This window comes from Parashewanella sp. 2304DJ23-3 (assembly GCF_056591695.1).
The window spans coordinates 157,510-180,397 of the sequence record NZ_JBWQOH010000004.1 but is presented as its reverse complement, the minus strand read 5'-3'; the positions used below and the strand labels follow the sequence as shown (position 1 = coordinate 180,397).

The following is a 22,888-nucleotide window of genomic DNA, read 5'->3' as shown; positions in this document are numbered from 1 at the left end:
GTTTTTTGTTGGTCTTGTTTATTGTTTGGAATTTCAGAATAGGCAGTGTGAATAGCATTGAACTTGAGAAACATTATGAAAATGAAACAACAGGGTTTCACCCTAATTGAATTGGTTGTTGTGATTATTATCTTAGGTATTTTAGCGGTGACAGCTGCACCTAAGTTTCTAGATTTTGAAAAAGATGCGAAAGAAGCGACTATTAAAGGGTTGGAAGGTACTTTAAAGAGTGCGGATTCATTAGTTTACTCTAAAGCTGTAATTAAAGGCTTAGAGACAACAGATAAAGATGCGACTACAACTCCTACAGTGGATTCCATTAATCTGAATTTCGGTCACCCAGTTGCTGTATGGTCTAACTCTTTAGAAAATGCGCTAGATATTTCTGCTGATAGTACAGGAACTTCTTCTGACTGGTTATATGTTGAAGATACGGACGATAGTTCTATCTATTTTTACCCACAAGGTGAAGCAAGTCCTATAGCGGATTCTGACGCTGGAACTTGTTTTGTACAATACACTAATGATCTTGATGCAATTGGTAGCGTGAGCATTAAGTCGACTACTACAGGTTGCTAAAGGGATATAAAATGAAAAAAAATAATAATGGTTTTACTTTAATTGAACTTGTAGTTGTTATTATCATCCTTGGTATTTTAGCAGTTGTTGCAGCGCCTAAATTCATCAATTTTCAAGGTGATGCAAGAGTTTCAACTTTAAAAGGTCTTCAAGGCTCGATAAACAGTGCCAATGCTTTGGTTTTATCTAAGGCATCACTACAAGGTGAGCAGAAGAAAGCAACCGGTTCTGTTGTTATCGTTAAAGGGGCGGCCACAGACACTGACGTTTCAGTCACAACAAAGTACGGCCAGTTGAGTAGTGAGTTTGCTAATTTCGAAAAAGCATTAGATTTAAGTATATCTGAGGGATCTAATCCTCAAGCCGAGGATATTGATACAGATTGGATCTATGAAGCTGGCTCAGATACTGATGCTGGCACTGGCAAATTCTGGCAAGCTGGCTCAAAAAGTACGTGCTTTATCACTTACACAGAAGCAACAGCAACAACATCTGCGAAGTTTGGGGCTCTACCAGCAAACACCGCTTGTTAAGTTTTATTCTGTTTGTAGGTATTGAATAACTCTTTATTCAAGTATCAAATAATGCCTCATCATTATCTTGATGAGGCATTATTTCAAACGCCTACATAACCTTAACCAACTCCCACATCTTTTCTCCTCTAACTTCCTGGGATTTTGGCTCAAACTCTAACTTTTGTATCTCTGCAAACTCTCCCGTAGAACTGTTGTACTTTGCGTAATACCCCATTTCCATTAATGAAGCCAAAACCTTATTAATACTTTTGCTGCTTATCTTTCTGTCTGCGGGAGCTTTATATCTGGCTGGCAAGATGTACTCTTCTTCATCAGTATTAGGCTCTGGAAGTGGTAGAGCAGCGTTATTGATTGAAGCAATCGAGTTCGCAAACTCTACTAACGTCTTTTTAGCTTGCTCAAGGGTGAAACCTTGCCAAGATTTTTGTATTGCCTCCACTTGTGTTTGGTTATACCAAGCACGATACGTGACTTCGGGTGTTGAGGGCTCTTCTGGAGTAAGCTCAGGTTCGGGTAACAAAACCCAGTCCTTTAATGAAAGCTTACCAGCATTTGCTGAAGTGGCATTAGATTCATTTTCGTTTAAGCTTACATACTCATCAATGGCTTCGGTTTCCTCATGCAACGGAGATGTTGGAATCCATCTGCATTTAACGACTTCAGAAAATCTGGTTTTTTTCTGTCCAGGGGGTAATTTATCAAAAAAATCACCCCGAGATATGGGAGGACCTTCTGGAACATCATATCTTGTTAAACTGTTGTTTAGTGACGTAGGCTCAAGCTCTGGTTCGGGAATAATCGGGCTGCCATAATTAACACCAGTCAAGAGTTCTTTTTCTCGTAATTCAGAGCTTTGAAAACGGGTTGATTTAACAGGAATGGTATTAAAATCTAAGTTCCGATCTATTGGCTTTACAGTATAACTTTCGAGTACACATGCACTACTTGAGCTACCACTGTCTTTAGGCTGAGATGAGGTACTGAGTGATTTCGAAGGTAATAAGGCTGTAAATTTTGTTTTTATGGATTGTACCCATGTTGTTTGAGTGTCGGTTGGGTTAGCTACAGTGTAAGTCAGGTGATTAAAAGTACAAAGAGGTGAAGCTGAAGACGAGGTAGCTTTCGCATTCGAAGACGTATGCGTAGGATTTATTGAAAGAGGAGTGTCCAAAACAAAGTTCACCGCAGCTCTCATTTTCCTGTGGCCATGAGATAACTTTACTTTTAACGTTTAGAAGATGTAATTAAATATTATTTATCTGACGTTCACTGTCGACGTTAATTATATTGATTTTATTAGCTTTAAATATAGTGCTGTCGTCATTTTTATATGTAATACCTTTTTGGAACAGTTGTTAAAAGCTCTGAAGTATTGATAAATGATCAGTCTGCCGTACTCAATAACCCTCTTTCCATTTCTTTATTCTCAAAGTAAAGTAAGCGCGTACTTTTATTATTTTTATCAAGGTGATTACTGATAGGGACATTAAATTACCCGTTACGTATGCACGCAATTTAAAGAGGTATTGCCATGCAGAAACAACAAGGTTTTACGTTAATTGAACTTGTAGTTGTGATCATTATTCTTGGGATTCTTGCCGTTACAGCAGCACCAAAGTTCATCAATTTACAGTCAGATGCTCGAAAATCAGCGCTTCAAGGTTTAAAAGGGGCGATTGATGGTTCTAATGCACTGATATTTTCTAAAGCCGCACTTGAATCAAAACAAAAAGCGGAATCAGATACGCTAAGTATTAATGGCTCCTCGGGCGTTGAAGACGATGTTGCAATTAAATATGGTTATATGGATGCTAACCTTACGGCATTTAATAATGGTATGGATGCTAATTTTGAAGCCGGCACAAGCCCATCAGACTCAGGTAACAGTGATTGGGTAGCCAACGTCGACTCAAGCGGAACGTCAATAACGTTTTGGCAACGTGGTGCTCCGGCGGATACCAGTGGTGGTAGTACTGCTTGCAAGATCGTGTATACCCCAGCAGCAAGTGATGGGGCATTACCAAGTGTTGTTATTACCGATAATGGTTGTTAATAATTTTAAATGATGAATAAAGGCCTCGATAAGCGACATTGAAGGCCTTTATGAACGTCTACTCCTGGGGAGGTCAAGTACCCAAAGGCTTTTACCGTTAACTTTATATTCTGTAGGTTTAAAAGTGAGCCTTTTGCCTACTGTAATTTTTTGAGTTTCTTTATCTTCATTCGCTTCAAAGCCCATATCAAAGAGTGTTCCCATAATTGCATTCTGTTGTTCGTTGGATCTTTTTCTAGCGGCCCTGTTACTTGAGTAATCGATGGAAGGGCTTTGTTCTGAAGCCTCGGGTAGTGATGGAGTAACGATTGCTGCAAGGACTTCTTCTGCATCGGCTTTGCTGTATTGCTGCCAACGCTGCTGTATGGTTTCCATTTGTTGTTGGGTGTAGCCTTTACCCTTACATGGGGAAAACGTTATATCGGGTGGTGGCAGTTTGAGAGCGCTATTGGCTGACTTCCTAAAGGTGTTGCTGTATTCAGGGTTATTAAGATTAGCAACGGGTTGATCTGTAGATTTTAATGGTTGAGGTTCACTCAGTGGACAGAGATCTTTTGTTGTTGCGGTTGCGGGCGTATCTGATATTTCAGCAACTTGTACATTGTTATTAAATTGAATTGTTCGTTTTCTTTGCGGCTCTGCAGTGTCACTAGACTCATTTGAGCTAACTGGAAGTTGTGTGTTAGATGAAGTAAAGCGAGTAGTGCGTTGTTGCTCCGTTTGCGTGTTACTTAAATTAATTGTTGTGGTTAAATCTAATTCACGTGCCCGTTTGTGGTTATGATTTGGAGCGACTGGAACAGAATGAAAAAGTTCTTCACGGGAGGTTGCACGCAAAGAGAAGTTATTAAAAACATCAGTATCAGGTTCTTTTTGGGTTAACTTTGTTGGCGAGAACTTAGATGGTGAGAGTTTAGATGAAAAAAACGCAATTAAAGTTCTGACTAGAGGGAGACTCTTCCATGAATAGCTTACTTTAGACTTTACTTGATAGTTGTGGGCATTCAATTCACATGGACGAGACGGTTCACTTTGAGGTTTCTCAGTAAAGTGATGGTGTGAATGCATTGATGCACACGCTATTGCTGACTCAAGCATGTTTGGCATCATTACCTCCTCACCTCTTTTATCTATATCATTAGTTTAGCTTTTACTTTGATTGACTGTGATTAATTAGGCTTAATTTGTAGGAAATAAATCAAGTGAGATTAAGTTTAAAATCCACTGTATTTGTAATACCATTGTTTGCGTTATCTTTGACAAAATAAAGATAAAAGTAACACTTCGATTGATTTGTTCGTTAATATCAAGCTGTTTGAGGGCTACGGCAACAACGATGGTATTTAACTATAATAAAAATAAAGGGTTTACACTCGTAGAACTCGTCACCACCATAATCCTTATCGGTATATTGGCCGTAGTCGTTTTACCTCGTCTTATTAATGTCTCCAGCTTCAGTGCATACAGTGTGCGTAATGAAATTATTTCAGAACTCAGAACCGTTCAACAAAGAGCGTTAAATAATAGTGATCAATGCTATCGAGTGGCGTTCAAACCCAATGGTTATGTGATGATGAGCGCAGATCGTAATGCTTCTGATTGTAATGCTTTCAATGACGTTGGCCAGCTTACACCATGGGAAAATGGGGTTTCAGTGACTTCTGAGTCAAACCAAGTGTTTGATGTTAACTTCGATGCTTTGGGTGGAATAAAATTAAGTAATCGTTGTGTGGGACCTTGCATAAAAGTCACTGCTGATGACGCTGTTGAAATTCAATTGACGACTGCGGGGTATATTAGTGCAAGCTAGCTTTAGGTCTGTAAAGTCAGGATTTACTCTTATTGAGCTTGTTGTAGGAATGTTAGTGCTTAGCATCGGCTTAGTGATGATGACCAGCATGTTATTGCCTCAAGCCGATCGTGCTGCCGAAACATTACATCGAGTCAGAGCTGCTGAACTCGCAAGTACAATTATGACTGAAGTGTGGAGCCAGCGTTTTGATCCTAATACGGGAGACGCTGGTGTGCCTGCCTGTGATAGCGTCCAGCCACTGAGTAATCCATGTGATGGTGTCATTGATACTGTTACCAAAGCAAGAGCGGCATTTAATAATTTGAATGACTTTAACGGCTTAACACAAGACTCCATGATGTTAGGTAGCACAACAACATACGCTCAAGTCTACCCTAACTACCAATTTAACGTTGTGATTGAAAAAGGCGATGAAGCGGGTGGTCGCCTACTCAATAAAGTGATTACGCTTAACATTACGACTCCTTCAGGTGAACAGATCCGGTTTGATGCTGTAAGGAGTAATTATTAATGAGTCGGCATAAAAACAGAGGTTTTACACTTGTTGAGCTGATTACTGTCATCCTAATTTTAGGAATTGTGGCGGTTGGAGTAAGCAGTTTTGTGACCTTTGGTACTCGAATTTTTGTTGATTCGAGCAGTACAGATCAAGCATTAAATCAAAGCCGATATGTTTTACAACGTATGAACAGAGAGTTAACCAATGCCTTACCTAATAGCGTTCGTATTACTCATTCTGGAGTGACCCAGTGTATCGAGTTTGTACCCGTTATTACCTCAAGCAGCTATATCTCTTTACCAACTGTAGGAACACCTTCACGTAATACGGGCTCAATTTTCAAAGATCAACCGAGTGTTGCTATTGACGTTAATCAACGAATGTATTTACTTGGGTTGACTACAGGTGAGGCTGACATTTATGGGCCGCAAGATGCCAACAATGCTTATTTTGTGACTTTAGCTGAAGTAACTCCTACTGGAGACGCACTGACCCTAAGATTTGATAACTCGGTGATATTTGCTGCAAACTCCGCAAGAAAGCGAATATTTTTAACTCAGATGCCGGTCAGTTATTGTGTATCTGGTGGTGAGCTTAAGCGTTATGACGGATATGGCTTTAAAATTATTCAGCCTATCGCCTTCAATAGTGGATCGAACAGTGTTGTTGCCCGAGATATAGTAAATAATTTGGCTGACTCTGCTGATTTGCCATTCAACTTTATATTGTCGGATGATAATCACGATATTGTGCAGTTAAATCTTAAGTTTCAGGTGCTTGACCAAACGATAGAATACCATCATCAAGTGCAGGTGGTTAATGTTCCATAATAAGAGAGCAACGATCAAAATACTAAAACAACAACAAGGCAGTATGCTCGTTCTGGCTATTTTCATTCTGACGGTAATGTTCTTATTAGCCGCTGCGCTTATCCATATTTCGCAAAATGAAGATGAATCTGTACTTCAAGAGGTGATGGGGGAGAGAGCTTTACTTGCTGCTAATAGTGGTGCTGATGCTGCATTGGCGAGGTTATTTCCATTAACGGTCAATGGCAGTTCAAATTGCAGTGCTGTCACGTTACCTGCAACGTGGGCGATTCCTACTAAGGCTAAAACTCTTCAAACTTGTACTGTCAGTTTAGGATGCGAGTCATTCAGTGATAATTCAGGTGGCCAAACTTTGACCCAATATCGAATTACCAGTAAAGCCGTTTGTGGTGAAGGAACGAATCATAGAACAAGCCGTCAAGTGGAAGTGATTGCGAGATACTAATAATGAAAATAATGCGCATCAATCATATTTTTAGATACTTAATCGTGAGTCTGTTGTTTGTGGCAAATTTGTCGCAAGCGATTGAGCAGTGTGATTCGGTTTTTACCTCGCCAGCCACAGGGGGACATAATGATTTCCCTGCACCCACTGATTTAGTTCCAGCGACAGAAGATTTAGATTGCTTCAGCTTTTTCGGTTTTATCCCTTTCTGTTCGCCTAATGATGATTATGTTGATGATGACTTTAATTACTTAAATGGTTCATTTTCTGATGATAGTTTCGTAAGCCCAAGTGAGCGTACAACGCGATTATATTTCAATAATTTGACGTTAAATAATGCTCAAATCAATGAAAATGGTAACCCTGAAAACTTAATCATCTACGTACGTGGTAGCTTTAATCTGGCAGGGCAAAGTCAGATAAACGCTCTGGTTTATGTTGCTGGCGCAGCCCATATTTCTGGGCAGGCTCAAATAAGTGGAGGCTTAGCTGCAGCAGGCGACTTGAGGGTGACCGGGCAGGCGAGAGTCACTCGTATTGAAAATGCCGTGAACAATGCAAACTTTAATGGTATGTGCTTTAACAGCCAAAACCCTGAACCTGAGCCCGAACCTGAAATTTCTGGTATTCGCTTTGGTGTAACCGATACTGACACCGTTGGTTCAGTGCAACAAACGACATTTGACACTGCATTTCCTGCAGGAACGAAACCACTTGTGTTTATTACACCTACCATAAACCCTCAAACACCAGAGACCGATGGACCAAGCAGTATCAAGTTAATTTCGGTAACGAACACGGGATTTAGTTGGAAACAGATCGCGGCACCAATGAAAAATGGGAACTCAGCATTAACCCCACAGCCAATGAAGAATGTTAACTGGATAGCTTTAACTTCTGGCGAACATAATCTGGGTTCCAAAAAGCTAATCGCAGGAATAGCGAATTTTAATAACGCTTTTGACTTTAATAACAATACGGGAATGCCTTCATCGCCGTGGTTTTCACCACCAGTATCGGGTTCATTTAGTTTAGCCATGTCACAAATTCAAACGGACCGAAATTCTCGTTGTTGGCTATCCAGTGTTTCGACGGTGGAGACCGTAAATGGACAGTCGCAATTGAATTTAAGTTTGGATCCATCATTGGTTTATGACCGCAATAGTCAAGGGCAGAGAGCTTGTCCAGGCACAAGTCAAACGGTCTTGAATAATGAAGATGTTGCTTATTTAGTTTTTGACGCTACTTCTGGCAGTGAAAGTACAATACTGAATGGTGTCATTACCCGATTTCAATTTGGGCAAGGATTAAATCGCCCTGAGGTGCCAAGAGGCCAAAGCTTGACGGAACAGTGTCGGCATGTAAATGCATTGGATGGGTTCACTGCTATTCCTGCGCTAGTTGGAAGTAAAAGTCGTCGTCAAGGTGTCGATGGTGGTTGGTTTCGTCAATGTGAGCTGAGCCAAAGTCATGTAAGCATGGTTATTGATGAAGACCAATATGATCGTCCCACCAATGATCGACGTCACTTAGCAGAGACTTTTGATTATATCGCTTTCCAAAAAGTAACCAACGATACTGAAATACTGCATCATTTTGAGTTTTTGTATTCAGATGTAGAAAACACGTGTGAAGCGAATGATATTCAATTTCGAGCGTGTGCAAACGAAAGTTGCAGTAAAAAGTATTCGTTACCACTAGCCATTAATTTACAGCCGGACAATATTAATCGTGGTCAAGAGGAAGGTTGGTATCACAATAATGTTCGAATCTCTCCGAATAATTTTCAGTTAACAGGTGGCGAAACAAACTTTGATATTAAGTACTTTCGAGGTCGAAGTATCCGTTTAGATGCAACAACTGCTTCAACACCGGTACTCAGTCAAACCGTTTGTGGGACAAGCTCCGCTACAGCAACAGCAGATCAATGTCGAATACGCTTTGCTCGTTCAGGCTTACAGTTGGACTTTCCAAATACTTATTCTAATAAGCCGCAAACTGGAACCATTAGAGTGATTAGGAATTGTCGAGCTGACAATCGTTTTCGTAATACTTCAGATTGGATTGTTAGTAGAGTCAGTTACAGTGAACCATCAGCACCCCAAAATAGAGCACTTTTCAGTTACGTAGGCGGCTCTGCTGAAGAAGGACTCAGCTATAAAAGCATAAGGTTTAATTCGAACGCAGAAGCTGAAGTCGAGTTTCTATACCCTGAAGCAGGTAAGTTAAGCTTAGACAGTTTTTTATGGTTTAACAGGGGGCTTACATCAAGTAATGATGTTACTTTTGTGCCTTATGGTCTGTGTCTAATGGCCCAAGATGCTGCAAAATGTTCAACAAATGATGCTAATTGTTCAGTTTATAAAAAGGCTGGGGATAATTTTGCTTTGTCAATTCAGGCAAAAGCATGGCAGCTAAATAGTGCAATTATGTGCAACAACCCTAACGTAGTTAATTATCAAACTGAAGCCGGTGACTTACCTGTTCAGTTGACGCATGACATTGTTGCACCAAGTGGTGGTAAGAAAGGCTCTTTAGATATGGGGCAACCGGCTGATGTTTCGGGTAGTAACCCTTCCGAATATGTGTACCAGCAAGGTACCAACAACGTCATAAACCGTAGGCTTTCTGAAAGTGGAATTTTTGGAATGATGGCGAGTGCAAACAGTTACTTGGGCGTAACAAATCTTCCCATTCAATCCGGTTTTGTAGGTAATTTAGGTCGTTTTGTTCCTGCTACATTCGATGTCGAAAATGTGTCGACATTTAATGCGTGTAGTGCGGGCAGTTTCACGTATCTCGGGCAGCCATTTTCAAATACTTTTAATATTCTTGCTAAAAACCTTCAGGGAAATGTCACTCAAAATTATCAAGGTGCATTTGCTAAAGCGACAGGCATCATTAATGCCGATGATAACAATTCGCATATTTTAACGCACCGCCTTGTGGCAGATGACAGTGCAACTAACAATGCGATCCCAAGTACCGAATTAGTTTTTGATAATGGTGTGGCAAGTGTTGAATTATCACCACTGTTAACTCGAAATCCATACCCTCAGACTTTAGCTACACCGGTAAATATTGATGAGTTAAGGCTTGGTCTTACGTTAACTGATAATGACGGTGGATTTGCTCAGCAAGCACCACTTAATATGACGGTGGGCCAGAGTACTTGTTTACTCAATACAGCCGCCTGTGATGCCACTCGTATTGATAGTGCTAATGTATCTCTGAAACTTGGTCGGATAATTGTTCAGCCAAGTATGGTAACCGGCTCAGCTTCAAGTAATGAAATCCTGTCAGCGAAGATATATTCGCAAGTATGGAATGGTAATGACTTCACTAATTTTAGTGCCGATAGCTGCACTGTGTTAGACCACGCTGGTTTTACTGAGTCTCAACCTTACAATCCACCATTGGATCAAGGTCAACAAGTCAATCGTACCTTTGCGTCTGGAATAACTGCACCGCTTGTTCAAGGCATTGCCACGTTAAACTGGCAAAATATCGGAAGCTACAAAGGCATTGTGATCGATAAGCTTACTGTACCAGATTACCTCAAGTGGCACTGGGAAAATGACAGTAACTTATTGTTTCCTGAAGCGTCAGCTAATTATGAAAGCCAAACCAAAGGACATGATCGGATTATTTATTGGCGGGAAATTAATTAAATTAGTGTGTCTCTATTTTTGTAGTTTGAAATCAATGTCCAATAATTAAATTTGATTGCACTTGTTTACTATATTTCATACTTGAAGTTGGATTGTCAAAATGAAAGGGTTTTCAATCGGGATTATTGGTACTGGTTAAGCGGCCACTGATATTACTGTAACAACTGGTTGCTGCGGTGTTTATAGATGTTGTTGGGCTGTTTGATTGCATACCATCTTAGTCATACCGCCACTAGAGTCTTCCTTATCACTGCCACAAGCAGCATGTAGGACTTAAAGAATAAGTGTTAAGAGTATTGTTTTATTGGTTTTCATTTTCCTGTCACTTGGTTTGAAATGATGAGCCCAATACCCTAAACATCATTTGTGACAGGAAAATCGCAAAACTATTGCGTAAATATATAGTTAATAATTAACTTTTTATTTATTGATATCAAGTAGTTCAACATCAAAAATGAGTACTGAATTCCCACCAATCTTACCAGTGGCACGGTTACCATAGGCTAAGTTTGCAGGAATAAAAAAGCGAAACTTATCACCAACCGTCATTAGTTGTAATCCTTCAGTCCAACCTTTAATAACGCGATTTAGTGGGAAAGAAATTGGCTCACCACGGTCGACAGAACTATCGAAAACCGTACCATCGATAAGTGTACCGTGATAATGCACTTTAACGGTGTCTTTCGCTTTTGGGTGAACTGTGCCATCACCCTTATGCAGAACTTTATATTGTAATCCGGATTGAGTGGTTATTACGCCTTCTTTAGTCTTGTTTTCAGCGAGAAAGGCTTTGCCTTGCGCTAAGTTTTGTTTGGCTTGCTCACTGTTTTGCGACTGAGTGAAGAAGTAAAAAACAACCATGGCGATGACAACCACAGCAAGTAACATTTTCATATTTAATTCCGTTTTAGAGGGGGAAACAAAATGCCATATTTGCACTATATTTAAATGAATTCAACGAAGTATTGAAAGGATTCAACAATGGCGACCAAAGTAGTAATTATTGGCGGTGGGTTTGCAGGTGTGTTTGCGGCAAAACATTTATCAGAAATAGCGAATGATGATTTAGAAATAGAGCTGATCAGTGAAAGAAACTATTTTGTTTTTCAACCGCTATTGCCTGAAGTAGCGTCAGGAGTGATTAACTCTCAGGACGCCGTAACACCGCTACGCTTATTGTTACCCAAAGTAAAGGTCAGATTGGCTGAAGTTCGTGGTATTGATATCGAAGCCAAGACAGTACAGCTCGTACAAGGTCGCCAGCGCATCCTTCATGACTTACCTTACGACGAAGTGATTATTGCTTCTGGGCAGGTCACCGACCTTTCTATGTTTAAAGGGTTTCAGCAACACAGCTTAACCATGAAGAACTTATCAGACGCTTACGTTCTTAGAAATAAAGTGATTCAAAACTTTGAACTTGCCGATGTCACTGACAATCAAGCATTAAAAGAGAGACTACTGACGTTTGTTGTCGCTGGTGGTGGTTTTTCTGGTGTTGAAACTATGGGTGAATTACAGGAAATGATTCATCGCACACTTCAATATTATCCTCAAATATCCAAGGAAGAAATTCGTTTAGTGTTAGTGCAGTTTGGCGATAGGATTTTGATGGAACTACCAGAAAAGCAAAGTCAGTATGCTCATAAAGTGCTTGAAAAAAGAGGGGTAGAAATAAAGCTCGGTACTGGCGTTAATTCTGCAACATCGACGAGTGTTACGACTAATCACGGCGAAGTGATCCCAACAACAACCGTGATCACCACTATCGGTAACGGACCATCACCTTTTGTTAAGTCGCTTGGTTTGGAGCTAAATCGAGGTAAAATTCCTACAACTCGAGAGTTACAAGTCGAAGGGGTAGAGCATGTCTGGTCATTAGGTGATATTGCTGCCATTCCACTTGATGATGGAAAAATTGCACCACCGACTGCGCAAGCAACCGTACGTGAAGCGAAACTGTTGGCTGATAATCTTTATGCATCTTTACAAGGCAAGGCATTAAAGCCTTTCGAGTATTGTTCGAAAGGGGCATTAGCGTCATTGGGCGGGTACTCAGCGGTTGGCAGCATGATGGGGATGAATTTGTATGGATTGTTTGCATGGTTTTTATGGCGTGGATTTTATATTGCCATGTTGCCAGGTTTTACCACACGTGTTCGAGTCGCCCTAAACTGGATGTTTGATTACTTCTTACCTCGTACGATTGTCCATATGGAACAAGATAAACCTCATGCGTGTCGTTATATGCACTTTGCAAAGGACGATATCGTATTTAATCCGTGTGAATGGGTAGATGGTTTCTATGTTGTCGTGGAAGGTGAGCTCAAGCTTGATGTTGAGTCTTGTGATGACACTCCAGCGTTTTCTAGAACCTTTGATGTCAATGATCATTGGGGAGAGCGAACAATACAAAATGAATGTATGACAACCGGAACGTTAACCGCCGTAAAAGACACTATTGTCATGGTTATACCCAAAGATGACTTTTTAAGAATACGTCAGGCTATGCCTAGCTGGGATAATTATTTTGAAAATCTGGATGCCTCTAAATATTCTGATGCCATTTTGGAAATAGAGCGTAAAAAAGCGAGTTAATGTTTTCAACGGTTATTCTAATTTTGACCTAATCGTTTAAGTGATTTTAGTGAGTTTGAACGGCTGAAAAATAGAAGGAAGATTGTTGTAAGGCACATGATATCCCTTACAACATCTTTCTACTATGATTGTGACTTGAGGAAAGTCGCTTTCGAATACTGAGAGGCTTAAGACGCTAAAAGAGGAAATTAACCCCACTGTTAATCGATGATTTTTAAAAATTTAACGACGATTTTCTAAGTCTACCCTTTGATTATTCTTATCTATGTACCCAATCCATTTAAACCACACAATAGCAACACCTAAATCTAATATTTCAGCTTCAGATAAATTGGGACGACTGTAACGATATCGCCTTAGGATTTCAGATTGTAATGATGTCATAGAATGAATTGTGTCGACGGTGAAACTGAAGTTCAGTTGTTCAGCTTTGAGCAGTGCTTCTACATCGGCATAACTTAAATGACTTTTTACTTTTTTAGCTTTAAAAATTAATGCATTGTTGAGTGACAGTTTAGGAGCAACATATCCATCAGAGCTTGTATCTTGCCCTAGAGTGACAATTGGTAGTGCCAAATACTCCTGTCCTACGATTGCGTTATTCTTTTCAAGGCTGAATCGGATAAATCTCTTTTCAGAAATGTTCAGATTATTAGTGCCCATAGAGTTCAAAAGTTTGACTTGTGGTAACCTATTGAACTCTTCTACTGGAATACGATTAATCCCTTTTACTTGATAGTGCCTAAAGAAGTCATGCTCGGAAAAACGTTCGAGTTTACCTTGAATGTAAACATCTACATTAGCAGGTGATTCTGGTAAGTGATTTATCGTTAGCATAGCAATAAGCCCTATTACTATTTTCATAAAGCCTAAATTCTAGGTGTGTTTTTTATCAAGTATAGATTGAGAAAGTGAATTTTTTTGATTAAAAAATCCTGACCAAGCAAATCTTCATTTGCAAGAAAGGTCAAGTTAATCTTGGTTATGTTAAGTTTTGTTTATGAGTTTTTTATATATGCTCTAACATCGAGGGGAAAATGGAAATACCAATGCATAGCTTGCTCCTAACATCTGAATCGTCATATTCAGATTTATCGAGTCCGATGTCTTGGGCTCAAATAGTGAAGGAGCCTGTGGTATTTAAAAAAGATGGAAAAGAATATGAATTGGTTGCTAGGGATGGGAGCATAGGAATACAATTTTTAAAGTTCGTTGATTCACAAAATGAAGGAAAGGCTGTTCAAAATAAACTAGTGTTCTGTGAAACAGATGTAACCGAACCAGATACTCAAACTGCAAAAAATTTATTACTTTCATTTGTTATGGGGAAGGTTGTTAAAACAAGCTCTGTCAAACTACCTGATGTCTCAACTTATTTTTCTGAATCTGATTTGTTAAGTGAAAACCTAGGGAGTCAAGAGAGTATCAAGCCCCTGTCGTTGCAAAGAACTAAATTAGTGCTTTCTGAATGCAACTCGATTGTTGCCTCTAGGTATCTTGCAGATTTAATGCTTCAATTTGAACACTTACAAGATAACGTAGGTTTAAGTGCCGAAGAAGAAATTCTTGAGAAAGCTTTAATGAAGCATGTTGGGAATGATCCTGAAAAAGCAGGGACTACTTTCAACCTGTTAATTAAAAATTACGGCTATGGAGCAAATATCCTTAGGTACTTGGATAAAAGGTCATTGTTAGCAGCTCTTAAGCATATGGATATGAGTTCAATTGCGAGTTTACTCAGTTATGAACGTAAAGGGTTTAATTGTGCGGAAGTAATACTTCTGATCTGTCACCAATGCAAATTAAACTTTGAGCCTATTATGGAAAATTGTTCAACAGAAGTACAAGTTAAAGTTATGGCTGCCTTAATTGGTAATCCTGAAATGTTAACGTCATTGTTCAAAATTGCCGAAGGTGACCCAGATCTATTGGATACTTTCATTGAAAAGGCCAATGAATTTCAAGGAAGTGATGAAATGAGATTTAAAGCCAGCTTAGGTAAAGCAGATCTGAGTAATGTAAGTGATAATGCCACAAAAGCACTTGCAACGAGACTACCTGCCGAAATGGCGAGCGCTTTTTTACATAAATGCAGTGATGAGGTAAAAACCGAAGCCACTAGGGAGTTATTTCCAGACAGTACTCCCAAAAAGGTACTTGCTTGTGGGTACATTCCTAATGTTGACCGCACAGAGCAGATAGATGCATTCAATGCTTTAAAAAAAGTGTACAAAACTTTGACTGCCGACGAACGAGGTACCGTACACCAAGTTGTAACACCTTCTGTTCAGCAGACTCTTATAGACAGTATAAAATAGTGTTCAGTATTCACTGTAGTCATGGCTAGTTTTGACTGAGAGCTTACAGCATTGATTCAGTGCAATTATCTATGTTAGCTTTGTTGTTTATAAAAAGTTAACAATAAGTTGTGGGTAATTTAATGGAACAGCAAGTGGCACTAAGAAGGCCATCCTCAGAAGATATTGAAATCTTTTATCAAAATCAGGCTGATGTAACAGCTTGTCAAATGGCACGTTTTCCTGCTCGTTCAGAGTCCGATTTTAAAGCTCATTGGCAACGCATAACCCAAGATTCAGATAATGTAATACTTTCTATCGAGGTTAATGGTGAGGTGGTTGGTAACATGATGAGTTGGTTAGATGGCGATAAGCGTCTGATCGGGTATTGGCTAGGAAGCCAATATTGGGGTAAAGGTTATGCCACAAAAGCGCTGAAGCAATTCTTACAGCATTTCGAAAGACCATTGCATGCCTATGTTCATCAAGATAATTTAATATCACAACGTGTACTTGAAAAGTGTGGTTTTATGCCTTGTGCACAAATAGAAACAGAAGATGGCATTGAGCTTATGTTCTGTTTAGCGTAATAAACATTAAAGTTATCTGGTCTTAAAATTACCATACAAATAACGGGGTAATTATGTCTGAGCAACATCATCCACTGACAGACTTTGTTGAGTATCCACAACAAGAAATGTTGGAACGTGCACAAGCGCATTATCAAGATATTAAACGTCGCCATTCAATCAGAAAGTTTTCTGATAAGCCTGTGCCACAAGAGATCATTGAACAATGTATTTTAGCCGCAGGTACAGCACCAAATGGAGCAAATCACCAGCCTTGGCATTTTGTCGCAATCAATAGCAGCGATGTAAAAGCACAGATTCGAGAGCAAGCTGAGGCGATTGAACGTGGGTTTTATGATGGCAGAGCGGGCGAAGAATGGTTGGACGCATTAAAGCCTTTAGGCACCAATGCCAGCAAACCTTACCTTGAAACAGCACCATGGCTTATTGCTATTTTTAGTCAGAAGCGTATGGAAACTGAGGTGGGTGATAAGAACAATTATTATGTTCATGAGTCCGTAGGGATTGCGACAGGTTTTTTAATTCAAGCATTACACAATGCGGGGTTAGGTACGTTAACTCATACCCCTAAGCCAATGTCATTTCTGAGTAAGGTATGCGAGCGTAATCCTGACAACGAAAGACCCTACATGCTTTTAGTTGTGGGTTATCCTGCCGATGATGCGACGATTCCGGATCATGCCATCAACAAAAAACCGCTTGAAGAAATCATGACAGTTTTATAAGAAATGGGGCTTGAATAAAGCCCCATTTTGATATCAGTGCTCAGTTAACTTTTACCACCGATATCTTTACACGCTTTGGCTGGCATGAGCACAAAACCGGTTCCTTTACAGCTTGCTTGACCTTTACAGCTGTGATCTTTGCCGCCACAATCATTGTGGCCATTACACTTATTAACGCCATAACACTTACTTAGTGCTGCTTTATCTCGTTTTCCTCGCCAGGCATCTTTAATTTCGCCGCCCACATCTTTACAAGCTTTTGCAGGCATTTTAACGAATCCAGTGCCATTACAACCAGCCTGTCCTTTACAGCCGTTACTACCTGTTTTGCAGTCATTGTGTCCATTGCATTGGTTCACACCATAGCAATGCACCATCTCGACGGCTGAACTACTCTCTCCGCCAGAATTATCAGGTCTGTTATTCATTGTTGAACAAGAACTGAGGCCAGCCATTGCAAGCGCAAGTGCTGTACCAGTTAATGCTGTTTGGGTCGATTTCTTCATCACAACTTACCTTTAGTTAAATAAGATTAGAGCAATAAACGAAATAAACAGGAATGAGGTTGGAGCTATAAATTGAAAGTGAATAATTAGTTTATTTAATTATCTGTTTAAACGTTCAATATGCTCTGAAGAACATTTTTTACTTAGTTATCACTGAGCATCCTATAGCGGATAATCAAAAATCTCTAGTGAATATTTTTAATTATCTTGGTGTTTATTAAATAGTTTATTTAATACAGTAAGTTGGTTGTTTTTATAATTTTAGTAATCTCGCTTTACAAATTAAATGATGATGAAATGTTTTTTGTAAATCATTATTTGACTGTTTATTTTAATATGGTGACTAAAGAAGTATATTTGTTGTAATTAAAGTTTAAAATTGTGATGTTTATATTTGATTTTAATTAAATAAATATATTTCAATTGGTTATATTTTATATTCGAATGCAACTGTTCTTTTTTAAGTTATTGAATAATAAGGGGGTAAGTTCTTCGTTTTTGTTATTTGTATTATAGTAACTTGTTGATTTTAAATTTAAGTTGTTGAATTATTTTATTATTAGTAACTGATTTGTGACCTGTTTCACTTCTTTTTTAGTCAAGTCTCTGAGAAAATCACCCTCGATGGTTAAAAAATTAAAATATTCGGCATAGTTAACGTGAATTAATTAGCACGAATATAACCAATTATAAAAAAATGGGGTTGATGTAATGAAAAAGATAAATAAGTTGACGGCTGTTTCAGTAGCTGTCGCGGGTGCGTTGTCTTGTGCTGCAAACGCAAATGTAATGATCACTGAATATGTTGAAGGTGGTTCATTCAATAAAGCAATTGAACTTTATAACTCTGGCACAAGTAGCGTTACTTTAGATGGTTATCAACTACTTCGCTATAAAGATGGTGCAACTGAAGGGTCGTCAATGGGCACCATTAGCGGTGTGACTTTAGCTGCAGGTGAAGTGTTAGTTGTTAAGCATTCATCAATCACACTCGATGATTCAGTAAAATCAGTTGATTTAGGCCTGAACTTCAATGGTGGTGATGCTGTTGGATTATCTGATGGTACAAGTGTTGTCGATTTTGTTGGTGCTGTCCCTACTCCGTCAAGTTGGGGAAAAGATGTTACTTTGCAACGTTCTGCTGATTCTGAGTTTACAGGTACTTTTAAAGAAAGTGATTGGACAAGCCAACCAAAAGATACTCTATCTGGTTTAGGCGAGTTTGGTGGTGAAGTTGTTATTCCTGACCCGTTCAGCTGTGAAGGAGCAACACTTGTTCCGGTACATCAAATTCAGGGTGAAGGCGCAAGAAGTCCTTTAGTTCCTGAAGGAAAGTTTGAATCAGAAGAAACCATTACAGTCAAAGGCGTCGTAACTGCACGCGGTGAAAGCTTACAAAAAGGTTTTTATATCCAAGACCTTACTGTAGATGGCGATCCGGCAACATCTGACGGTATTTTTGTATTTATGGGCTCTGCAGCGCCTAAAGAAATTCAACCAGGCGTTGAAGTTTGTTTAGAAGCAAAAGTTAAAGAGTTTTTCGACCAAACTCAGCTAGATTTATCTAAAGATAAAAATAAAGTAGAAATAGGTGAAGTTGGTGAAGTACCAGCAGCAGTGCCATTCGTTGTGGGTGACGAAGAAAACTTACAAGAAGCATTAGAACGTTACGAAGGCATGAAGATTGTTCTTGATGCAGGTAGTGAAATGAAAGTTACTCGCTCGTTCAGCTTTGACTTTGATTCACGTCGTAACAATATGACTCTTTCTCATAAAGCGCCATTATTTAAAGCTACACAGCTTTATATGGCTGAAAGTGAAGAAGCGGTAGCACACGAAGCTGCAAACCGTAAGAATGAGCTTTTCTTAGAATCTGACTACAAAGCGGCAGCGGGTGTTCTACCTTACATGTCAGATTTCAATGCTGAAACTGGTTATATTCGTATTGGTGACCAACTTACTAACCTTGAAGGCATGGTTGGTTATACCTATGGCGATTATCGTTTAATCGTAGGTGCTGATGAAGACATCACAGCTGGTGATATCCTTAGAGGTGATGACCGTGTTGAAACGCCGGCGATTGCCAATGAAGGCGACCTACGCATTGCAAGCTTTAACGTATTGAACTACTTCAATGACTCTGTTGGAGGCGATGAAAGCGCAGCAGGTCAAAACCGTGGTACTGACGATCAGTTTGAGTTCCGTTTACAACGTGACAAAATCGTTAATGCGATTACTAGCATGAATGCGGATATCGTTGGCTTAATGGAAATCGAAAACAATGGTTTCGGTGAAGCGAGTGCAATTCAAGATTTAGTGAATGCACTCAATGACGAATTGAGTGACGATGAAGCATACAGTTTCGTTAAAGTTGCTGATGCTGACTTGTACAACGAAAAGTTCTTCGGTAGCGATGCCATCATGGTTGGTTTACTTTATCGTGCAGCTAAGGTAACACCTGAAGGTGATGCATTAGTAATCGAAACACCTGAACAGCATGCAGCAGCAGGTGCAGCTACTCGTGGCGAAGGTGATGAGCAAGAGTCTAGTCCTAAGTATGACAAGTATCAGCGTCACTCTTTAGCCCAAAGCTTTACTGTTGATGGTGAAAAGTTAACTGTTGTTGTTAACCATTTTAAATCAAAAGGTTCTGCGTGTTTAGAAGATTGGATTGCATATGAGTCTGAGCGTTCTGATCCTGAGCCTGCTGATCTACAAGGTCACTGTAACAGCTTCCGTGTAAGTGCGGCAGATGCAGTTGGTGCAGCTTTAAAAGATGTTGATGGCGACATTTTAATCCTAGGTGATTTAAATGCTTACGGTAAAGAAGATCCTTTACAAGTATTAACAGATTACCATCCATCTACACACGGCAAAGTGATCAAGACTGCGGCTTACACCTCTATTGGTGGTGAAGAGTTTGATGCTAAGCAACGTGTCATTACAGAGAGCTACGGCTATGTGAATTTAAACACTAAGCTGCATGGTGCTGACACTTATAGCTACAGCTATAGTGGCGAACTAGGTAACTTAGACCATGCGTTAGCCAATTCAAGTCTTGCGGACAAAGTTGTTGCGATTGAAGATTGGCACATCAATGCTGTTGAATCTAACATGTTCGAATATGGCTCTAAATTTACGGGTGATTTAGTTAAATCTGGTAATGCATTCTCATCATCAGATCATGATCCAGTAATCATTGCGATTGATTTGCCAGATCCAGTTACACCGACTCCAGAGCCAGAAGAGCCTAAGAAGAAAGACAGTGGTTCTCTAGGTTTCCTAGGTCTAGCCTTGTTATCACTATTTGGTATCAGACGTCGTCGTTAATTCAACCTTGAGTTAACCCTTTAAAGAGCAGCTTAGGCTGCTCTTTTTGTTTTCTATGCTGTCAGGTCAAAGTCAGGTTTACTGTCATATCATCATCCTTCGATATTCCTTCAGAATTTCTAAATCACTATCTCACTACTCCTCAATTGGAATATCTCGATAATAAATGAATCATTACGGGGTTGATGTATGAAACAAAAAAAACTTTGGCTGCAAATCGCTATTGCATTGTCTTTGGGAACAGCTTATTCGGCAAATGCAGCGTTTATATGTGATAACGATAATCTAGTCGCAATTAATGCCATTCAAAGCACAGGAGGAAATAGCCCTCATCTTGGTGAGAGCGTTTATGTCAAAGGAGTGATTACAGCTTTAGATTTAGAATACGACAAGAGCGCAAAGAGTGACTACGTTAAAGGCTTTTATGTAGAGTCAGAAAATCCAGATAATAATCAGCAAACATCAGATGGTATCTATGTTTATGCGAATAAAATATCACTTGCGGATGCGTCCGAATTGCAGACTGGTTATAGCGTTTGCTTACAGGGTGAGGTCGATGAAAATTTTGGAAATACGCAAATAGACATCTCGCAAGATACAACGAAATACAAAGTTGGTGACAATGTAGGTTTACCTAGCGCAGTAGATTTAAATATTGGTACCGATGAAACACTGCCTCAAACCATGGAACGCTATGAAGGCATGAAAGTTAAATTGACCGCCAGTAGTGACATGCGAGTCACGCGTAACTTCAGTTTCGACTACAGTTCTTATCGTAACAATATGGTGTTGTCGCATTTAGCGCCATTACAAAAACCAACTCAATTGTATGTACCAGGAAGTACAGAAGCCAAGTCATTAGAAGCAAAAAATGAACAAAATCAGCTGTACGTTGATACTGATAAGAAACCGGCTAACGGTGAAAATCCATTTATGCCTAGCTTTGGTCCTGAAACAGCTTATATCAGGACTGGAGATACGGTAACCAATATGGAAGGTGTGATTAGTTATTCCTATGGAAAATATCGGATTGCGCCAACGAATATTATTTTGGCGGGTGATCTCATTCGAAATAACGATCGCGTTGATCCTCCTAAGTTGGCAAACAGTGGTGATATAAGAGTCGCAAGTTTCAATGTCTTGAACTTTTTTAATAATGTCATACCAGATGCAGACCCAAACCCAACAGGTCAAAATCGTGGGGCGACAACAGAGGATGAGTTTGAGCTTCAACGTACGAAAATTGTCAATGCACTCACCAGTATGAACGCTGATGTCGTAGGCTTAGTGGAAATTGAGAATAATGGTTTTGGTGAAAACTCTGCCATTAAAAACTTACTGGATGCGTTAAATGACAACCTTAAAGATACCAGCGATCATTATCAGTTTATCGCCACTAAGGGGAATGGCCCAATAGGAAACGATGCAATTAGTGTCGGCATGTTGTACCGGCCAAGTAAAGTTAAACCTATAGGGGATGTAACAGACATCAAAATGCCAGCGCAAGCGTTTTCATATATGGGGCAGAAAAAGGGCCAAGAGCCAGAATCTATCACTGTTGGAAAAAGCCAAAGAGATTCACTTTTGCAAAAGTTTGAAGTGGTTGCCAATGGTAATTTAAATGAGGGGAGTGAATTTAGTGTTGCAGTAAGTCATTTCAAGTCAAAAGGCTCACAGTGTAAAGAAGATTTTGATGAATATAATTCGCCAATCCCTCTTACTTCAAGTGGAAAGATAGACAAGAGTGCCGTCCGTAAAGATGGTTATATCGACGATCTTCAAGGGAGTTGTAACAATTTCAGAGTGGCAGCAGCAACAGCACTTGGAAACTACATTAATGAAAATGTGACCGGCGATGTATTGCTATTAGGTGACTTGAATGCCTATGGACAAGAAGACCCAATCAAAGTGCTTACCGATTACGACTCATCGGCGCAGGGTGCTAGAAGCATTATGGCGGCAGGAAACACGACCTTGAATGGTAAGCCACTTTATAATACCCCAACAAAAGTAACCAAAAACTATGGTTTCACCGATTTGAACAGTAAGTTACACGGTAGAGGTGTATTCAGTTATAGCTATGAAGGCGAATTAGGAACACTCGATTATGCGTTGGCTAATGACAGCTTAGCCAGTAAAGTGATGAGTGTTGAAGATTGGCATACCAATTCATTAGAGTCGAATTTATTTGAATATCCAAGTAAATATACTGGTGATCTTGCTAAATCAGAAAATGCATTTTCTTCTTCGGATCATGATCCCATCATTGTGGCGCTAAACTTCCCTAAAACTACGAAACACCATCGCAGTAGTGGAGCTTTAAGTTTAGATTGGTTGTTACTGTTAACGCTCTTAGGCTTCAAACGTAAACGATAAGTCAAAAAAAGCAGTTGTCTTAAAGGATGGTTAAGTTACC

Annotated in this window: 19 protein-coding genes; 14 read left to right on the top strand and 5 right to left on the bottom strand. The window is 39.6% G+C overall.

Translation table 11 applies throughout. The annotated features are described in order from the left end of the window. Window positions 1–75: 75 nt before the first annotated feature. Window positions 76–579, top strand: a complete 504-nt coding sequence (locus tag AC1EU2_RS10675) for a type II secretion system protein (RefSeq protein ID WP_480298267.1) — start codon at window positions 76–78, stop codon at window positions 577–579. Between the two features lie 11 nt (window positions 580–590). Beyond that, window positions 591–1,112, top strand: a complete 522-nt coding sequence (locus AC1EU2_RS10670; RefSeq protein WP_480298266.1) for a type II secretion system protein — start codon at window positions 591–593, stop codon at window positions 1,110–1,112. A gap of 91 nt (window positions 1,113–1,203) precedes the next feature. Here AC1EU2_RS10670 and AC1EU2_RS10665 read toward each other — a convergent pair whose 3' ends face one another. After that, the gene (locus tag AC1EU2_RS10665; RefSeq protein WP_480298265.1) at window positions 1,204–2,298 is read right to left on the bottom strand and encodes a hypothetical protein; all 1,095 of its coding nucleotides are present in this window, start codon (window positions 2,296–2,298) and stop codon (window positions 1,204–1,206) included. A gap of 348 nt (window positions 2,299–2,646) precedes the next feature. Between AC1EU2_RS10665 and AC1EU2_RS10660 the strand changes: the two genes are divergently transcribed. Further along, on the top strand, window positions 2,647–3,168 hold the full coding sequence (locus AC1EU2_RS10660) for a type II secretion system protein (protein WP_480298264.1): 522 nt from the start codon (window positions 2,647–2,649) through the stop codon (window positions 3,166–3,168). 48 nt (window positions 3,169–3,216) lie between these two features. Here AC1EU2_RS10660 and AC1EU2_RS10655 read toward each other — a convergent pair whose 3' ends face one another. Continuing rightward, a complete protein-coding gene (locus AC1EU2_RS10655) occupies window positions 3,217–4,275 on the bottom strand; it encodes a hypothetical protein (RefSeq protein WP_480298263.1) in 1,059 nt (352 codons plus the stop codon). A 229-nt stretch (window positions 4,276–4,504) separates the two neighbouring features. Between AC1EU2_RS10655 and AC1EU2_RS10650 the strand changes: the two genes are divergently transcribed. From AC1EU2_RS10650 to AC1EU2_RS10630, 5 genes are read left to right on the top strand one after another with little or no spacing between them, the layout of a single operon-like run. Next, a complete protein-coding gene (locus tag AC1EU2_RS10650; RefSeq protein WP_480298262.1) occupies window positions 4,505–4,978 on the top strand; it encodes a prepilin-type N-terminal cleavage/methylation domain-containing protein in 474 nt (157 codons plus the stop codon). Next, complete coding sequence (locus AC1EU2_RS10645) at window positions 4,968–5,492, top strand: type IV pilus modification PilV family protein (RefSeq protein ID WP_480298261.1); 525 nt, start codon at window positions 4,968–4,970, stop codon at window positions 5,490–5,492. Before AC1EU2_RS10650 ends, AC1EU2_RS10645 begins: the two co-directional genes overlap by 11 nt. Further along, on the top strand, window positions 5,492–6,310 hold the full coding sequence (locus AC1EU2_RS10640) for a type IV pilus modification PilV family protein (RefSeq protein WP_480298260.1): 819 nt from the start codon (window positions 5,492–5,494) through the stop codon (window positions 6,308–6,310). Before AC1EU2_RS10645 ends, AC1EU2_RS10640 begins: the two co-directional genes overlap by 1 nt. Beyond that, window positions 6,300–6,755 (top strand): MSHA biogenesis protein MshP, encoded by a 456-nt coding sequence (locus AC1EU2_RS10635; RefSeq protein WP_480298259.1) that lies wholly within the window; start codon window positions 6,300–6,302, stop codon window positions 6,753–6,755. Before AC1EU2_RS10640 ends, AC1EU2_RS10635 begins: the two co-directional genes overlap by 11 nt. A gap of 11 nt (window positions 6,756–6,766) precedes the next feature. Beyond that, on the top strand, window positions 6,767–10,426 hold the full coding sequence (locus AC1EU2_RS10630) for a DUF6701 domain-containing protein (protein ID WP_480298258.1): 3,660 nt from the start codon (window positions 6,767–6,769) through the stop codon (window positions 10,424–10,426). A gap of 420 nt (window positions 10,427–10,846) precedes the next feature. On the opposite strand, the gene bamJ is transcribed toward AC1EU2_RS10630, so the two are convergent. After that, window positions 10,847–11,320, bottom strand: coding sequence for a BamJ family beta-barrel-assembly machinery protein (bamJ, locus tag AC1EU2_RS10625; protein WP_480298257.1), 474 nt, complete (start codon window positions 11,318–11,320; stop codon window positions 10,847–10,849). 87 nt (window positions 11,321–11,407) lie between these two features. On the opposite strand from bamJ, the gene AC1EU2_RS10620 reads away from it, so the two are divergent. After that, complete coding sequence (locus AC1EU2_RS10620) at window positions 11,408–13,024, top strand: FAD-dependent oxidoreductase (RefSeq protein ID WP_480298256.1); 1,617 nt, start codon at window positions 11,408–11,410, stop codon at window positions 13,022–13,024. Window positions 13,025–13,246: 222 nt separating this feature from the next. On the opposite strand, the gene AC1EU2_RS10615 is transcribed toward AC1EU2_RS10620, so the two are convergent. Further along, the gene (locus tag AC1EU2_RS10615) at window positions 13,247–13,888 is read right to left on the bottom strand and encodes a hypothetical protein (RefSeq protein ID WP_480298255.1); all 642 of its coding nucleotides are present in this window, start codon (window positions 13,886–13,888) and stop codon (window positions 13,247–13,249) included. Window positions 13,889–14,073: 185 nt separating this feature from the next. On the opposite strand from AC1EU2_RS10615, the gene AC1EU2_RS10610 reads away from it, so the two are divergent. The 3 genes from AC1EU2_RS10610 (at window position 14,074) to AC1EU2_RS10600 (ending at window position 16,636) form a co-directional block, all read left to right on the top strand. Further along, the gene (locus tag AC1EU2_RS10610) at window positions 14,074–15,342 is read left to right on the top strand and encodes a hypothetical protein (RefSeq protein ID WP_480298254.1); all 1,269 of its coding nucleotides are present in this window, start codon (window positions 14,074–14,076) and stop codon (window positions 15,340–15,342) included. A gap of 122 nt (window positions 15,343–15,464) precedes the next feature. Further along, window positions 15,465–15,911, top strand: coding sequence for a GNAT family N-acetyltransferase (locus AC1EU2_RS10605; RefSeq protein WP_480298253.1), 447 nt, complete (start codon window positions 15,465–15,467; stop codon window positions 15,909–15,911). Window positions 15,912–15,964: 53 nt separating this feature from the next. Then, complete coding sequence (locus AC1EU2_RS10600; RefSeq protein WP_480298252.1) at window positions 15,965–16,636, top strand: nitroreductase family protein; 672 nt, start codon at window positions 15,965–15,967, stop codon at window positions 16,634–16,636. Window positions 16,637–16,680: 44 nt separating this feature from the next. On the opposite strand, the gene bufA2 is transcribed toward AC1EU2_RS10600, so the two are convergent. After that, on the bottom strand, window positions 16,681–17,142 hold the full coding sequence (gene bufA2 / locus AC1EU2_RS10595) for a BufA2 family periplasmic bufferin-type metallophore (protein WP_480298251.1): 462 nt from the start codon (window positions 17,140–17,142) through the stop codon (window positions 16,681–16,683). A 711-nt stretch (window positions 17,143–17,853) separates the two neighbouring features. On the opposite strand from bufA2, the gene exeM reads away from it, so the two are divergent. Further along, window positions 17,854–20,472, top strand: coding sequence for an extracellular exonuclease ExeM (gene exeM, locus AC1EU2_RS10590; protein ID WP_480298250.1), 2,619 nt, complete (start codon window positions 17,854–17,856; stop codon window positions 20,470–20,472). 189 nt (window positions 20,473–20,661) lie between these two features. After that, a complete protein-coding gene (locus AC1EU2_RS10585) occupies window positions 20,662–22,848 on the top strand; it encodes an ExeM/NucH family extracellular endonuclease (protein ID WP_480298249.1) in 2,187 nt (728 codons plus the stop codon). Window positions 22,849–22,888: the final 40 nt, after the last annotated feature.